The sequence below is a fragment of the Streptomyces sp. NPDC056347 genome, assembly GCF_042262625.1.
In the GTDB taxonomy this organism is placed as follows: domain Bacteria; phylum Actinomycetota; class Actinomycetes; order Streptomycetales; family Streptomycetaceae; genus Streptomyces.
Window position 1 is genome coordinate 14,280 of sequence record NZ_JBHJQP010000049.1, and the last position, 15,108, is coordinate 29,387.

The 15,108-nt window shown below is 71.9% G+C and carries 12 protein-coding genes; 8 read left to right on the forward strand and 4 right to left on the reverse strand.

What is annotated here, in order from left to right; all coding sequences use genetic code 11:
- Nucleotides 1–22: 22 nt before the first annotated feature.
- Genes ACFCV8_RS14100 through ACFCV8_RS14115 form a run of 4 tightly spaced genes read left to right on the forward strand, consistent with a single transcriptional unit; the run spans nucleotide 23 to nucleotide 3,742 of the window.
- Complete coding sequence (locus ACFCV8_RS14100) at nucleotides 23–676, forward strand: hypothetical protein (protein WP_376685585.1); 654 nt, start codon at nucleotides 23–25, stop codon at nucleotides 674–676.
- Nucleotides 673–1,749, forward strand: coding sequence for a peptidoglycan-binding protein (locus ACFCV8_RS14105; RefSeq protein WP_376685586.1), 1,077 nt, complete (start codon nucleotides 673–675; stop codon nucleotides 1,747–1,749). The genes ACFCV8_RS14100 and ACFCV8_RS14105 overlap by 4 nt, the downstream gene beginning before the upstream one ends.
- Nucleotides 1,746–2,552, forward strand: a complete 807-nt coding sequence (locus tag ACFCV8_RS14110; RefSeq protein ID WP_376685587.1) for an ABC transporter ATP-binding protein — start codon at nucleotides 1,746–1,748, stop codon at nucleotides 2,550–2,552. The genes ACFCV8_RS14105 and ACFCV8_RS14110 overlap by 4 nt, the downstream gene beginning before the upstream one ends.
- Entirely contained in the window at nucleotides 2,549–3,742 is a 1,194-nt protein-coding gene (locus tag ACFCV8_RS14115; protein ID WP_376685588.1) for an ABC transporter permease, read from the forward strand. The genes ACFCV8_RS14110 and ACFCV8_RS14115 overlap by 4 nt, the downstream gene beginning before the upstream one ends.
- A 105-nt stretch (nucleotides 3,743–3,847) precedes the next feature.
- On the opposite strand, the gene aspS is transcribed toward ACFCV8_RS14115, so the two are convergent.
- Nucleotides 3,848–5,644, reverse strand: a complete 1,797-nt coding sequence (aspS, locus tag ACFCV8_RS14120; RefSeq protein WP_376685589.1) for an aspartate--tRNA ligase — start codon at nucleotides 5,642–5,644, stop codon at nucleotides 3,848–3,850.
- Between the two features lie 175 nt (nucleotides 5,645–5,819).
- On the opposite strand from aspS, the gene ACFCV8_RS14125 reads away from it, so the two are divergent.
- Nucleotides 5,820–7,982, forward strand: a complete 2,163-nt coding sequence (locus ACFCV8_RS14125; RefSeq protein ID WP_376685590.1) for a SpoIIE family protein phosphatase — start codon at nucleotides 5,820–5,822, stop codon at nucleotides 7,980–7,982.
- A gap of 18 nt (nucleotides 7,983–8,000) precedes the next feature.
- Here ACFCV8_RS14125 and ACFCV8_RS14130 read toward each other — a convergent pair whose 3' ends face one another.
- The 3 genes from ACFCV8_RS14130 to ACFCV8_RS14140 form a co-directional block, all read right to left on the reverse strand.
- Complete coding sequence (locus ACFCV8_RS14130; protein WP_376685591.1) at nucleotides 8,001–9,089, reverse strand: AI-2E family transporter; 1,089 nt, start codon at nucleotides 9,087–9,089, stop codon at nucleotides 8,001–8,003.
- 80 nt (nucleotides 9,090–9,169) lie between these two features.
- Nucleotides 9,170–10,126 (reverse strand): pirin family protein, encoded by a 957-nt coding sequence (locus ACFCV8_RS14135; protein ID WP_376685592.1) that lies wholly within the window; start codon nucleotides 10,124–10,126, stop codon nucleotides 9,170–9,172.
- 190 nt (nucleotides 10,127–10,316) lie between these two features.
- The gene (locus tag ACFCV8_RS14140) at nucleotides 10,317–10,757 is read right to left on the reverse strand and encodes an SseB family protein (protein ID WP_148836880.1); all 441 of its coding nucleotides are present in this window, start codon (nucleotides 10,755–10,757) and stop codon (nucleotides 10,317–10,319) included.
- 173 nt (nucleotides 10,758–10,930) lie between these two features.
- Between ACFCV8_RS14140 and ACFCV8_RS14145 the strand changes: the two genes are divergently transcribed.
- From ACFCV8_RS14145 to ACFCV8_RS14155, 3 genes are all read left to right on the forward strand, one after another.
- Nucleotides 10,931–12,757: an acyl-CoA dehydrogenase gene (locus ACFCV8_RS14145; protein WP_376685593.1), complete on the forward strand. Its 1,827-nt coding sequence runs from the start codon at nucleotides 10,931–10,933 to the stop codon at nucleotides 12,755–12,757.
- Nucleotides 12,758–12,923: 166 nt separating this feature from the next.
- On the forward strand, nucleotides 12,924–13,643 hold the full coding sequence (locus ACFCV8_RS14150) for a hypothetical protein (protein WP_376685594.1): 720 nt from the start codon (nucleotides 12,924–12,926) through the stop codon (nucleotides 13,641–13,643).
- A 107-nt stretch (nucleotides 13,644–13,750) separates the two neighbouring features.
- Entirely contained in the window at nucleotides 13,751–15,049 is a 1,299-nt protein-coding gene (locus ACFCV8_RS14155) for a M18 family aminopeptidase (protein ID WP_376685595.1), read from the forward strand.
- The last annotated feature ends 59 nt before the right edge of the window (nucleotides 15,050–15,108 follow it).

Sequence of the window (15,108 nt, forward strand, 5' to 3'; positions counted from 1 at the left end):
CGCACCGGACAACGTGCCGCCCATGAACCTTTCCCACCGAAGGACCGCTGCCGCCCGGCTCCGCATCGCCGCGCTCGTGGCGCTGCCCGTGCTCGCCCTCTCCGTCGGCTGCGGCGGCGGGGACGACGGCGCGGGCGGTACGAAGAAGAGCGACGTGGTCGCCGACGTACCGGACGACGCGAAGCCGTCCGCCTCGCAGGACGACGAGAAGGGGCCGGACAAGCCGGCCGCGGGCCGGAGCGAGTTCTACGACGTCCAGGTCAAGTACGTGCAGTGCATGCGCGCCAAGGGCGGCTATCCGGACTTCCCCGACCCCAGGCTCAGCGGGTACCTCGACTGGGACAGGATCAACGAGATCGGCTCCCAGCCCGGCCGCAACGAGGGCATCAAGGGCGGCAAGAACGGCGCCTGCGTGGCCGAGCTCAGGGCCACCATGGACGCCGAGCCCAAGATCGACCAGCGCAAGGCCTACGAGTCGATGCTGGCGCACGCCGCGTGCATGCGGGACCACGGCGTCTCCCGGTTCGCCAACCCGACGATGAGCGGCGGCATCGCCCAGCCCGGCGGCGACCCCAACCCGGCCTCCCCGACCATCGACGGGGACTCGCCGGCGTACAAGAAGGCCCGCGAGGCGTGCCGGACGAAGCTGCTCGACGGCCTGGACGGCATGCAGTGAGGCGCGCCGCCGCTCTGCTCGCGGTCGGCGCGGTGGCGGTGGCCGCCGCCGTCACCGGGGGATGGCTGTTCCTCGGCGACGGCGGCGCGGGCGCCACCTCGGGCGGCGGCGGTCTGCCGCCCGCCACCACGACCGTGACCCGCGCCGACCTCGTCCGGTCCACCACGGTCGACGGCACCCTCGGCTTCGCCCGGCGCCGCGCCGTCAAGTCCGCCGTCGAGGGCACCGTGACCGTGGCCGCCACCGAGGGCCGCACCCTGACCAGGGGACAGGCGCTGTACGAGCTGAACGACAAGCCTGTCACGCTGCTCTACGGCCCGGTCCCGATGTTCCGCGAGATGAAACTCGGCGACCGGGGCAGCGACGTGCTCCAGCTGGAACGCAACCTGCGCGACCTGGGGTACGGGGCCGGGCTGTACATCGACGTCCGGTACGACGCGGGCACCGAGGCCGCCGTCAAGCAGTGGCAGAAGTCGCTGAACCGGGACGCCACCGGCCGGGTCGGCCAGGGGGACGTGGTCTTCCAGCCCGGCCCGGTCAAGGTGGTCTCCGCCGACGCGGCGCTCGCCGACCGGGTCGGCCCGGACGGGGCGGTGCTGACGATCGCCTCCACCGACCCGGTGGTCCGGGCGGACCTCGACCGGGGCGAGGCGGCGCTCGCCGCGCGCGGCACCCGTGTCGAGGTCACCCTGCCGAGCGGGCGGACCAGGGCCGGGCGGGTCACCGGGACGGTACGGCCCGAGGACTCCGGGGCCGGGGAGGGCCAGGACACCGGGGACGGCGTCACCGTGGAGATCTCCCTGGACGGCGGGGCGCGTGCCGTCAGGGGCGAGGACCCCAAGGCCCCGGCGAGCGTGAAGTTCGTCAGCGAGGAACGCAAGGGGGTGCTCACGGTCCCGGTCGAGGCGGTCGTCGCGCTGCGCGGCGAGAACGGCGGCTACGGCCTCCAGGTCGTCGAGGGCTCCACGTCGCGGATGGTGCGGGTGGAGACGGGCATGACCGCCGACGGGCGGATCGAGGTCAGCGGCCCGGACGTGCGCGCGGGCCTGAAGGTCGGTGCGGCCGCGTCATGAACCCCGACCCGGCGAACCCCACGCCACCCGCGCCGGTACCCCCCGCCACCACGGCGGCCGGCACCCCGTCCACCCCGGTGATCGAGCTGCGGGGCGCCGCCAAGGCGTATCCCGGCGGCGTCCACGCCCTGCGCGGGGTGGACCTCACCGTCGGGCGGGGCGAGCTGCTCGCCGTCGTCGGCCCGTCCGGCTCCGGCAAGTCCACCGTGCTCAACCTCATGGGCACCCTCGACCGGCCCACCGCCGGCACCGTCCGGATCGCCGGTCACGACGTGTCCCGGCTCTCCGACTCCCGGCTCTCCGCCCTGCGCTCCCGCCACATCGGCTTCGTGTTCCAGCACTTCCACCTGGCGGCGGGGCGCGACGCGGTGGAAAACGTCGCGGACGGGCTGCTCTACGCGGGCGTCCCGCCCAGGGAGCGCCGGGCCCGGGCCCGGGAGGCGCTGGCCCGGGTAGGGCTGGACCACCGCCGCTCGCACACCCCGGACGAGCTGTCCGGCGGCGAGAAGCAGCGGGTGGCCATCGCCCGCGCCGTGGTCGGGGCGCCCACCCTGCTGCTGGCGGACGAGCCGACCGGGGCGCTGGACACCGCGTCCGGCTCCGTCGTCATAGAGCTGCTGCACGAGCTGAACGCGGCGGGCACCACCGTCTGCGTGATCACCCACGACAACGAGATCGCGGACGCCCTGCCGCGCCGGGTCCGCTTCAGGGACGGCCGGATCGTCTCGGACCTGTGCTCGGACCCCGGCCCCGTTCCGGCCACAAAGAGCGTGGCACCCCGCACGGAGGAGACCGGTTCATGAGGCAGGACCTCCGGCCCGCCCGCCTCGCCCCGGGCGACGTGCTCCGGGTCGGCGCGGTCGGGCTGCGCGCCCGACGGGCCCGCGTGGTGCTCTCGGCACTCGGCATCGCCATCGGGATCGCGACCATGGTCGCCGTCGTCGGACTCTCCGAGTCGAGCCGCGCCGACCTGATGGCCCGGCTCGACCGGCTCGGCACCAACCTCCTCACCGCCGAGGCCGGCGAGGACGCCCAGGGCGACAAGCTCAAGCTGCCCAAAAACGCGGTCGCGATGGTCGAGCGCATCGGCCCGGTGCGCCAGGCCACCGCCTCCGCCGACATCGACGCCCGCATCCGCCGCAGCGACGTCGTACCCGAGGAACGCACCGCGGGCGTGACCGCCCAGGCGGTCCGCACCGACCTGCTGGCCGCGCTCGGCGGCGAGGTACGCACCGGCGGCTGGCTCGACCGGGCAGGTGAGCGGCTCCCGGTGACGGTGCTCGGCACGGTGGCCGCGGAACGCCTCGGCGTCACCCGCACGGGCGAGACGATCATGATGAACGACGTCCGGGTGGTCGTCGTCGGCATCCTCGAACCGATCGAACTGGTCCCCAACCTGGACCGGGTCGCCATGGTCGGTTTCCCGGCCGCCGAGCGCTGGTTCGGCTTCGACGGCCACCCCACCACCGTCTTCGAGCGCTCCACCGACGCCTCCGTGGAGGACGTGAGGGCGGTGCTCGGCCGCACCCTGAACCCCGGCGACGGGATGGGCGTCAAGGTCTCCCGACCCTCGGACGCACTGGCCGCCAAGGCCGCCACCGACGCCGGACTGACCCGGCTGATGCTCGGCCTGGGCGCGGTGGCACTGCTGGTCGGCGGGGTCGGCGTGGCCAACACCATGGTCATCTCGGTACTGGAGCGCCGCCGGGAGATCGGGCTGCGCCGCGCGCTGGGCGCGACCCGGGGGGCGATCCGGCTCCAGTTCGTCACGGAGTCGCTGCTGCTGTCGGCGCTGGGCGGGGCGGCGGGCGCGCTGCTGGGCTCGGCGGCCACCTACGGCTTCGCCCGGGTCCAGGGGTGGACGGCGGTGGTCCCGCCCTGGTCCCTGGCGGGCGGGCTGGCCGCCACCCTGCTGATCGGCGTGGTCGCGGGGCTGTACCCGGCGGTCCGGGCCGCCCGGCTCGATCCGACGGCCGCCCTGAACGCGACGTAGCCGGTCCCGGCGCGGAAGAGCGGCGGATACGCGAACATCCCCCGGCCGACCCGGCCGGGGGATGTTTCACGTGGAACGACGGACCACCGAAGAGGCGGCGCGGGACTACTTCTCCGTCTTGTCCTCGTCCTTGCCCTTCGCCGCCGCGACCGGCTTGCGGAGCTGGATGTTCAGCTCGCGCAGACGGGACTCGTCCAGCTCCGTCGGCGCGCCCATCATCAGGTCCTGGGCGTTGCCGTTGAGCGGGAAGGCGATCGTCTCGCGAATGTTCGGCTCGTCGGCCAGCAGCATCACGATGCGGTCGACGCCCGGGGCGATGCCGCCGTGCGGCGGGGCGCCGAGCCGGAAGGCGCGGAGCATGCCCGCGAACTCGTGCTCGACGGTCTCACGGTCGTAACCGGCGATCTCGAACGCCTTGAGCATGACGTCGGGCTCGTGGTTCCGGATGGCGCCGGAGGACAGCTCGATGCCGTTGCAGACGATGTCGTACTGCCAGGCAAGGATGTCCAGCGGGTCCTTCTCCTCCAGGTCCTTCATGCCGCCCTGGGGCATCGAGAAGGGGTTGTGGGAGAAGTCGATCTTTCCGGTGTCCTCGTCCTTCTCGTACATCGGGAAGTCGACGATCCAGCAGAACCGGAAGACGTCCTCCTCGAACTGGCCGGCCCGCTTGGCGGCCTCGACGCGGACGGCGGACATGATCTTGGAGACCTCGTCGAACTCGCCCGCGCCGAAGAACACGGCGTGGCCCGGCACCAGCGAGAGGCGCTCGGTGAGGGTCTTGACGTCCGTCTCGGTGAGGAACTTCGCGATCGGACCGGCCAGCGCGCCGTCCTCGCCGACCCGGACCCAGGCCAGGCCCTTGGCACCGTGCTGGACGGCGTAGTCGCCCAGGCCGTCGAAGAACTTCCGGGACTGGCCCGCGGTGTCCGGGACCGGGAGGGCGCGGACGTGCTTGCCGGCGAACGCCTTGAACTCCGAGTCGGCGAAGATGTCGGAGATGTCGACCAGTTCGAGCTTGGCGCGCAGGTCGGGCTTGTCGTTGCCGTACTTCAGCATCGACTCGCGGAACGGGATGCGCGGGAACGGCGAGGTGACGTGGCGGCCGTTGCCGAACTCCTCGAAGAGCTCGGTCATCAGCTTCTCGATCGGCTGGAAGACGTCCTCCTGCTCGACGAAGGACATCTCGACGTCGAGCTGGTAGAACTCGCCGGGCGAACGGTCGGCGCGGGCGTCCTCGTCGCGGAAGCAGGGCGCGATCTGGAAGTAGCGGTCGAAGCCGGAGATCATCAGCAGCTGCTTGAACTGCTGCGGCGCCTGCGGCAGGGCGTAGAACTTGCCCGGGTTCAGCCGGGACGGCACGACGAAGTCACGGGCGCCCTCGGGGGAGGTCGCGGTGAGGATCGGCGTCGCCATCTCGTTGAAGCCGAGGGCCACCATCTTGGCGCGGATGGACGCGATGACCGCCGAGCGCAGCATGATGTTGCGGTGCATGCGCTCGCGGCGCAGGTCGAGGAAGCGGTACTCCAGGCGCCGCTCCTCGTTGACCCCGTCCTCGGTGTTGATCGTGAAGGGCAGCGGGGCGGCCTCGCCCAGCACCTCGACCTCGGTGACCTCGATCTCGATCTCGCCGGTCGGGAGCTCCGGGTTGACGTTGTCGGCACCGCGCGCGGAGACCTTGCCGTCGATCCGGACGACGGTCTCCTTGGTGAGCTTCGACAGCGCCTCGTTGCCGGGCGTGCCGGGGCGGGCGACGAGCTGCACCAGACCGTAGTGGTCGCGCAGATCGATGAAGAGGATGCCACCCAGGTCTCGGCGATTGTGCAGCCAGCCGCTCAGCCGGACGTCGGTGCCGACGTCAGAGGCGCGGAGCTCGCCGCAGGTGTGGGACCTGTACCGATGCATCGTCGTTCATCCAGTCTTCGCGGTTCGGGGTGGATACAGCCACCCCAGGCTACCGCCCGCGCCCGCACCGAATCATTGACATTGACATTTCAAGATCATCCGGACGCGCCCGTCACGGCCTCCCGCGGCGGCACCACGGTGGCATTCGAGCCGCAAATATTCTTAAAGTAGGGCAATGCGCACCGAGGATGTCCTGGCCGCGACCGCCACCGGCCTGTGGAGCTGGGACAACGGCGCCGGGACCGTGACACTCGACGCCGAGGCGGCCCGGCTGCTGGAGCTGCCCGCCGCGGCCGGCGTCTTCCGCGAGTCCGCGGTGCGCTCCCGCTTCCACCCCGTCGACTGGAACGAGATCTACGGCGTGGTCAGCCTCGCCCGCGCCGAGGGCACCCTCGCCGAGGCCCGGCTGCGGATCGTGGACGGCGAGGGCCGGGTGCTGCGCACGGTACGCAGCCGCTCCAGGCCGCTGCCCGCCAGCGACCGGGACTACGTACTCGTCGGCACCCTCCAGGAGGTCCCCGAGCCGCAGCCCGGCGCCACCGGCACGCCGATACCCATCACCGGCGACTGGCGCCGCTCCCGCGAGGCCTTCCTGCTGGACGCCGGGCGGGCGCTGGCCGAGGCGAGGTCGACCGAGGAGGTACTGCGGGTCGCCTCCTCGCTCTCCATGCCGGGCTTCTCGCCGGACGGACTGGCGGTCTTCGGCATCGCGGGCGACCGGCTGACGATCGTCGGGCACCACGGGCACGGCCTCGGCGACGAGGGACCGTTCACCGACATGCCGCTGGAGACCGACTACCCGGCCGCCGTGGTCGTGCGTACCGGGCGGGCGGTCTATCTGCCCTCGCCCGAGGAGTACAGCCGCCGCTTCCCCACCACCTGGCCGCTCGCCGGCCCGTTCGGGCGCCGCTCCTGGGCCTTTCTGCCGCTGATCGTCGCGGGGCGCACGATGGGCGCCTGGATGGCGGGGTTCAAGCATCCGGTCTCCTTCTCCCCGGACGAGCGCTCGGTGCTGACCACCGTGGCGCGGATGCTCGCGCAGGCGCTGGCCCGCGCCGGGGTCGCCGAGACGGAGCGGGAGCTGTCACTGGGGCTCCAGCGCTCGATGATGCCCAGGCTCGGCCCGGGGATCCCCGGGATGACCGTCGCCGCCCGCTACATCCCGACCGGCGGCGGGCTCCAGGTCGGCGGCGACTGGTACGACATGATCCCGCTCCCCAACGGCCGGATCGCCCTGGTCATCGGCGACGTCCAGGGCCATGACGTACGGGCCGCCGGGCTGATGGGGCAGCTGCGGATCGCCCTGCGCGCGTACGCCTCCGAGGGGCACCGCCCCGACGCGGTGCTCTCCCGCGCCTCGCGCTTCCTGTCCGGGCTCACCGAGGCGTACGAGGACGGATCGGCACCCGGCCCCCGCTTCGCCACCTGCCTGTACGCGGAGGTCGACCCGGCCACCGGCACCCTCGACATCGCCCGGGCCGGCCACCCCGACCCGGTGGTGACCACCGCCGACGGGACCGCGATGATCCGGCAGACCGAGGGCGGGCTGCCGCTCGGCATCGAGGAGGACGCCGACTACCCGACGAGCCGGCTCACCCTGGAGACCGGGGAGACGATCATGCTCTGCACGGACGGGCTGATCGAGACCGGCGGCCACGACATGTTCTCCGGCTGGGACCGGCTGCGCCCGGTCCTGGAACAGCACCCGGCCGACCTGGAGAAGCTGGCCGACGCCCTGGTCCAGACGGTGCACGGGCCGGCCTCGCACTACACCACGGGCCCGCTGTCGGACCGCCGGGAGGACGACGTCGCCCTGCTCCTGCTGCGGCGCGACGGCGGCACCGGCCGACGGCCGACGGCCCGGCGCACCGCGCTGACCATCGCGCAGGCCCAGCCGGAACGGATCGCGGCGGCCCGGCGGCAGCTGCGGGACCTGCTGCACGACTGGGCCGATCCGGAGCAGGTCGACTCGGCGGTGCTGATGGTCTCCGAGATGGCCACCAACGTCCTGGTCCACACGGACGGCGACGCGCTGATGCTCGCCCGGGCGACCGGGGAGCACGGCGAGCGGCTGCTGCGGGTGGAGGTGTCCGACGGCAGCGACGAGCTGCCGCACAAGCGGCGCCCGGGGGAGATGGCCTCCAGCGGCCGGGGGCTGGTGCTGATGGAGATGCTCGCCGACGCGTGGGGCGTGGACCCGCAGGGAGCGGGCAAGTCGATCTGGTTCGAACTGAACGAGTCGTTCCCGGACCAGGAACCGGCGCAGCCGTGGGAACCGGCGGACCTGGGCCCGGCGGACCTAGCGGCCCCAGTGGACCGGGCGGCCCCGGAGGCCTGACCGGAGCCGTACGGGCCCTCAGCCCCCGTCCGCGCCGTCCGCTCCGCCCGCGCCGTCCGCCGCCGTCCCCCGGTACCCGTCGCGCAGTTCCCCGAGGATGCCGAAGGCCGCCGCGCAGAGCGGCACCGCGAGCAGCATCCCCAGCAGCCCGGCCACACTGGCCCCCGCGGTGAGCGCGATCATGATCATGGCGGGGTGCATCTGCACCGTACGGCTCTGGATCACCGGCTGGAGCACGTGCCCCTCCAGCACCTGCACCGCGAGCACCACCCCCAGCGCCCAGAGCGCGATCACGACGCCCCGGTCGGCGAGCGCGACCAGCACCGCGACGGCGCCCGAGACGAAGGCCCCGAGGTACGGGATGTAGGCCCCGACGAAGACCAGCGCCCCCAGCCCCACCGCACCGGGCACCCGCAGGACCAGCAGGCCCACGGTGATGCAGACGGCGTCGATCAGCGCGATGAACGTGGTGCCCCGCATGAAGCCCTCGACGGCCTCGAAGGCCCGCCGCCCCATCGCCTCCACCAGTTCGCCGGTGCCGCGCGGGGCGATCGAGTGGGCGAGGTCGCCGGCCCGGTCGGAGTCGCGCAGGAAGAAGAAGGTCAGCAGCAGGGCGAGGATGCTGGTGGCGATGAGCGTGCCGATCAGGCTGAGCCCGGAGAGCAGGCCCCCCGCGGCGCTCGCGCCGAACTTCTCGACGAGCTTCTGCCCGTTGGCCACGAGGCTGTCCACGTCGGTGTTCCCGCCGATCCCGAAGTGGTCGACGAACCACCGGGCGGCGTCCTTCAGCGAGCGGATGATCTGGTCGCCGCTGTCGATGAGCGCGGTGACGACGATGTACCCGGCGCCGCCGACCACCGCGACGAGCAGGACGCAGGTGAGCCCGGCGGCGAGCGAGCGCTTCACCCCCCGGTCGGTCAGCCTGCGGTGCACCGGGCCGAGCAGCGCCGTACCGAGCAGCGCGAGCAGCACCGGGGTGACCGCCGTCTTGAGGGCCACGCACAGCCAGACGGCCACCGCGGCGACCCCGGCGACCAGGAGCAGCACACCGCACCAGGCGGCCGTGCGGCGTGCGCCGTCGGGCAGGAGGGGCTTGTCGGTCTGCACCCTCCCACCCGATCACGGCGCGGGCGGACTGTCCCGCCGGCGTCGCCGTACGGGTGACGGACCGTCACCCGTACTCCGGCTCACATTCCGTGGACGGCGGGCACGGTGCCGAGGCGGCCGGCCTGGAAGTCCTCGAAGGCCTGCTTCAGCTCGGCCTGGCTGTTCATCACGAACGGCCCGTAGTGCGCCATCGGCTCACGGATCGGACGGCCGCCGAGGAGCACGACCTCCAGGTCCGGGGTGTGGCCGTCCTGCTTCTCGTCCGCCCGGACGGTCAGCGCGGAACCGTTGCCGAAGACCGCGGTCTGCCCCATGTGGACGGGGCGGCGCTCCGCACCGACGGTGCCGCGCCCGGCCAGCACGTAGGCGAGTCCGTTGAAGTCCTCGCGCCACGGCAGGGTCACCTCGGCGCCGGGGCGCACGGTGGCGTGGATCATCGTGATCGGCGTGTGGGTGATGCCGGGGCCCTCGTGCCCGTCGAGCTCACCGGCGATGACGCGGAGCAGCGCGCCGCCGTCCGGGGAGGCGAGCAGCTGGACCTGGCCGCCGCGGATGTCCTGGTAGCGGGGGTTCATCATCTTGTCGGCCTTGGGCAGGTTCACCCAGAGCTGGAGGCCGTGGAAGAGGCCGCCCGACATGACCAGGGACTCCGGCGGGGCCTCGATGTGCAGCAGGCCCGACCCGGCGGTCATCCACTGGGTGTCACCGTTCTGGATGGTGCCGCCGCCACCGTTGGAGTCCTGGTGGACGAAGCTGCCGTCGATCAGGTAGGTCACGGTCTCGAAGCCGCGGTGCGGGTGCCAGGGCGTGCCCTTCGGCTCACCGGCCGCGTACTCCACCTCACCCATCTGGTCCATCATGATGAACGGGTCGAGGTACTTGTAGTTGATCCCGGCGAACGCACGGCGCACCGGGAAGCCCTCGCCCTCGAATCCGCTCGGCGCCGTGGTCACGGCGAGCACGGGACGGTCGGTCGCGTCGCCCGGGGCGGCGACCTTGGGCAGGGTCAGCGGGTTTTCGACAGTCACTGCGGGCATTGGGAGCCACCTCCGGGGATCGTTCTGCCTTCAATTTAGTTGAATGGTGAACATCTCGCAAGGCCTCATCCATTCCCGCGCCCGCCGAACGCCTCCCGCCCACCCGTCCGGCGCAACGCGAAAGGGGCCCGCACCACCAGGTGCGGGCCCCTTTCCGAAAGCCGGAGGGCCGGGATCTCGGCCGTACGCCTCAGCCGTACATGCGGCGCATCGCGAAGTCGACCATCTGCTCCACGGCCTTCGCGTCGAAGACCATGCGGTGCTCGCCCTCCATGTCGAGGACGAAGCCGTAGCCGGTCGGCAGCAGGTCGATCACCTCGGCCCCGGTGATCACGAAGTACTTGGACTCCTTGCCCGCGTACCGCCGCAGCTCCTTGAGCGTGGTGAACATCGGGATCACCGGCTGCTGGGTGTTGTGCAGCGCCAGGAAGCCCGGATTGTCACCGCGCGGGCAGTAGACCTTCGACGTCGCGAAGATCTGCTGGAAGTCCTCGGCGGACAGCGAGCCGGTGGTGAAGGCCCGTACCGCGTCACCCAGGGACGGCGGCGAGGGCTCGGGATACAGCGGCTGCTCGCCGTAGCCGCCGCCCATCTGCTGCTGTGCACCCGGGTTCTGGTCGTAGCCGTACATACCGCAAAGAGTAATCGGACACATCGGGGCCTTGAGGGGTTGCGTCTTATTACTGACGGGTAGCATCATCGTAGAGGTCAGCTGATATCCGCGTCGCCAGCTCGTCGCCCGCCCGGCCCGCACCCCTTCCCCGGGGGCGCCATACGCCACTGCTATTGATTACGGAGCCTTCCATGGGGCACTACAAGTCGAATCTCCGCGACATCGAGTTCAACCTCTTCGAGGTCCTCGGTCGCGACAGGACGTACGGCACCGGCCCGTTCGCCGAGATGGACGTCGAGACGGCGAAGAGCATCCTCGACGAGGTCAACCGCCTCGCGGAGAACGAGCTGGCCGAGTCCTTCGCGGACGCCGACCGCAACCCGCCGGTCTTCGACCCCGAGACCAACACGGCCCCGGTCCCGGCGAGCTTCAAGAAGTCGTACCAGGCGTTCATGGACTCCGAGTACTGGCGTCTGGGCCTGCCCGAGGAGATCGGCGGCACCACCTCGCCGCGCTCCCTGATCTGGGCCTACGCGGAGCTGCTGCTCGGCTCGAACCCGGCCGTGTGGATGTACTCCTCCGGTCCGGCGTTCGCCGGCATCCTCTTCGAGGAGGGCAACGACGCGCAGAAGAAGATCGCCGAGATCGCCGTCGAGAAGCAGTGGGGCTCGACGATGGTGCTGACCGAGCCGGACGCCGGTTCGGACGTCGGCGCGGGCCGCACGAAGGCCGTCGAGCAGGAGGACGGCTCCTGGCACATCGAGGGCGTGAAGCGCTTCATCACCTCGGGCGAGCACGACATGTCCGAGAACATCATCCACTACGTGCTGGCCCGCCCCGAGGGCGCCGGCCCCGGCACGAAGGGCCTCTCGCTCTTCATGGTCCCGAAGTTCCACTTCGACTGGACCACCGGCGAGCTGGGCGAGCGCAACGGCGTGTACGCGACCAACGTCGAGCACAAGATGGGCCTCAAGGCGTCCAACACGTGCGAGATGACCTTCGGCGACAACCACCCCGCCAAGGGCTGGCTGATCGGTGACAAGCACGACGGCATCCGCCAGATGTTCCGCATCATCGAGTTCGCCCGCATGATGGTCGGCACGAAGGCCATCGCCACCCTGTCGACCGGCTACCTCAACGCGCTGGAGTACGCCAAGGAGCGCGTCCAGGGCTCGGACTTGTCGAAGTTCATGGACAAGTCCGCCCCCAAGGTCACCATCACGCACCACCCCGACGTGCGCCGCTCCCTCATGACGCAGAAGGCGTACGCGGAGGGCATGCGCTCCCTGGTGCTGTACACCGCCTCCGTCCAGGACGCGATCCAGGAGAAGGAGGCCGCGGGCGAGGACGCCAAGGCGCTGCACGGCCTCAACGACCTGCTGCTCCCGATCGTGAAGGGCTACGGCTCCGAGAAGTCCTACGAGCAGCTCGCGCAGTCGCTCCAGACCTTCGGCGGCTCCGGGTACCTCCAGGAGTACCCGATCGAGCAGTACATCCGTGACGCCAAGATCGACACGCTGTACGAGGGCACCACGGCGATCCAGGGCCAGGACTTCTTCTTCCGGAAGATCGTCCGCGACCAGGGCGCCTCGCTGAACGCCCTCGCCGAGGAGATCAAGAAGTTCCTCGCCGGCGCCCAGGGCAACGAGGAGCTGGCCGGTGCGCTGGACTCGCTCGCCAAGGCCGCCGTCGACCTGGAGGCGATCGTCGGCACGATGATCACCGACCTCACCGCGACCGGCGAGGACGTCAAGAACATCTACAAGGTGGGCCTCAACACCACCCGCCTGCTGATGGCCTCCGGCGATGTCGTCGTCGGCTACCTGCTCCTCAAGGGCGCGGCCGTCGCGGCCGAGAAGCTGCGCGACGCCTCCCCGAAGGACGTGGCCTTCTACCAGGGCAAGATCGCCGCCGCGAAGTTCTTCGCCGCGAACGTCCTGCCGGGCGTCTCGGCCGAGCGCGCGCTCGCCGAGACCGTCGACAACTCCCTGATGGAGCTGGACGAGGCCGCGTTCTGATTCCGCTTCCGCGGGGTCTTCCGCTCCCGCGGGGCTTCTGCACCACCGCACACCGCCGCCCGGGCACGTTCCCGGGCGGCGGTGCCGTCGTACCGGTGCCGGGGGCGCCCCGGACGGCCGGGCCCAGGACCGGGCGGCGATGATCGAGCTGAGGGGGAAATCGTTCGTGGACGACAGGGATTTCGGCACCGGTACGGGCTTCGGCGGTACCGGCTTCGGCGGTACGGGCTTCATGGGTGGGCGGCGGGGGCTGGGAATCCTGGCTGCCGGGACGGCCGTGCTGCTGCTCGCGGGCTGCGGGGGCGGGGACGCCGAGGCCACGGCGCTCGACCGGAAGCAGGTCGCCTCGGTGCTGCCCGACGCGAAGGCCGTACCGGGCTGGCGGAACTACATGAAGCCGGATGCCCAGGAGCCGGTCCCGGACTACCCGCCGTCGGTCTGCCGGGTCGGCCCGAAGGACAAGCGGGAGGCCGCCTGCGAGGAGGTCGCCTTCTGGGGCACCTCGTCCTTCGCGCACGAGCCGGACGGCACCACGCTGAGCTTCTGGGCCCTCGCCTACAAGGACGAGAAGGCCGCGGACACCGCGTACGACCTCCTGGCCGGATGGTACGGCGGGGACCGGGTCGGGGTGGGCGCCAAGGAGGTGGACCTCGGCGACACCGGCGCCGAGCGCGAGGCCAACCGCGCCGAGGTCGGCGCCATGGGCGGACCGGGCACGATCGCGCAGGTGCGGGTCGGAACCACGGTCCTCGGCATCAGCACCGGCACCCAGGGGAAGACCATGATCCCGGACGAGCGGATCAGGGCCTTCGCGGCCACGTTCGCCGAGCGCGCACAGCAGGCCCAGGACGGCGACAGGCCGACGGCGGCCGTACCGAAGGGCTGAGGGGACGCCCGGCGGGCAGCGGCACCGGTGACGACCCGGTACCGACCGCGTCCTGAGCCGGTGACAGCGGTGCGGGCGGCCCGGCCGCGCTCGTTACAGTGAAGAACATGAGTTCCTCCCTCCGCTTCGACCGCGGGCACACCGACGACCTGATGGCCTTCCTGATGGCCTCCCCCTCCCCGTACCACGCCGTGGCCACCGCGGCCGCCCGGCTGGAGAGGGCCGGGTTCCGGCAGGTCGAGGAGACCGCGGCCTGGGACGGGACCAGCGGCGGCAAGTACGTGCTGCGCGGCGGCGCGATCGTGGCCTGGTACGTGCCGGAGGGCGCGGCGGCGCACACCCCGTTCCGGATCGTCGGCGCGCACACCGACTCGCCCAACCTGCGGGTCAAGCCGCTGCCCGACCTCGGGGCACACGGCTGGCGGCAGGTCGCCGTGGAGGTCTACGGCGGAACGCTCCTCAACACCTGGCTCGACCGCGACCTCGGCCTCGCCGGCCGGATCTCGCTGAACGACGGCACGCACCGCCTGGTCAACATCGACCGGCCGCTGCTGCGCGTACCCCAGCTGGCCGTGCACCTGGACCGGTCGGCCAACCCGGACGGGCTGAAGCTCGACCGGCAGAAGCACATGCAGCCGATCTGGGGGCTCGGGGACGTCGAGGAGGGCGACCTCATCCGGTTCGTCGCCGACGAGGTGGGCGTCGACGCGGCGGACGTGACCGGCTGGGACCTGATGCCGCACGCCGTCGAGGCCCCCGCCTACCTGGGCCGGGACCGTGAGCTGCTGGCCGGGCCCCGGATGGACAACCTGCTCTCCGTGCACGCCGCGACCGCCGCGCTCGGCGCCGTCGCCGGGCAGCCGGACGAGTCGCTGCCGTACATCCCGGTGATGGCCGCCTTCGACCACGAGGAGAACGGCTCGCAGTCCGACACCGGCGCGGACGGCCCGCTGCTCGGCACGGTGCTGGAGCGCTCCGTCTTCGCGCGCGGCGGCACGTACGAGGACCGGGCCCGCGCCTTCGCCGGGACCGTCTGCCTCTCCTCCGACACCGGCCACGCGATCCACCCCAACTACGCCGAGCGCCACGACCCGACCCACCACCCGGTGGTCAACGGCGGGCCGATCCTCAAGGTCAACGTCAACCAGCGGTACGCGACCGACGGCAGCGGCCGGGCCGTGTTCGCGGAGGCCTGCCGGAAGGCGGACGTCCCGTGGCAGACCTTCGTCTCCAACAACTCGATGCCCTGCGGCACCACGATCGGCCCGATCACCGCCGCCCGGCACGGCATCCAGACCGTGGACATCGGCGTCGCGATCCTGTCGATGCACAGCGCCCGTGAGCTGTGCGGGGTGGACGACCCGTACCTGCTGGCCAACGCGGTGGCGGCGTTCCTGGCGGGCTGATCCGCCCGCCGTCCGACAGCCCGGCGGGGCGCCGTTTCCCGTAGCGGAAGGCGCCCCGC

What these genes read in the sequence shown, in the direction of transcription:
- ACFCV8_RS14155 (WP_376685595.1), top strand. Translation starts at nt 13,751, where the DNA reads ATGAGTTCCTCCCTCCGCTTCGACCGCGGGCACACCGACGACCTGATG.
- ACFCV8_RS14110 (WP_376685587.1), top strand. Translation starts at nt 1,746, where the DNA reads ATGAACCCCGACCCGGCGAACCCCACGCCACCCGCGCCGGTACCCCCC.
- ACFCV8_RS14125 (WP_376685590.1), top strand. Translation starts at nt 5,820, where the DNA reads ATGCGCACCGAGGATGTCCTGGCCGCGACCGCCACCGGCCTGTGGAGC.
- ACFCV8_RS14140 (WP_148836880.1), bottom strand. Translation starts at nt 10,757, where the DNA reads ATGTACGGCTACGACCAGAACCCGGGTGCACAGCAGCAGATGGGCGGC.
- ACFCV8_RS14135 (WP_376685592.1), bottom strand. Translation starts at nt 10,126, where the DNA reads ATGCCCGCAGTGACTGTCGAAAACCCGCTGACCCTGCCCAAGGTCGCC.
- ACFCV8_RS14145 (WP_376685593.1), top strand. Translation starts at nt 10,931, where the DNA reads ATGGGGCACTACAAGTCGAATCTCCGCGACATCGAGTTCAACCTCTTC.
- ACFCV8_RS14115 (WP_376685588.1), top strand. Translation starts at nt 2,549, where the DNA reads ATGAGGCAGGACCTCCGGCCCGCCCGCCTCGCCCCGGGCGACGTGCTC.
- aspS (WP_376685589.1), bottom strand. Translation starts at nt 5,644, where the DNA reads ATGCATCGGTACAGGTCCCACACCTGCGGCGAGCTCCGCGCCTCTGAC.
- ACFCV8_RS14100 (WP_376685585.1), top strand. Translation starts at nt 23, where the DNA reads ATGAACCTTTCCCACCGAAGGACCGCTGCCGCCCGGCTCCGCATCGCC.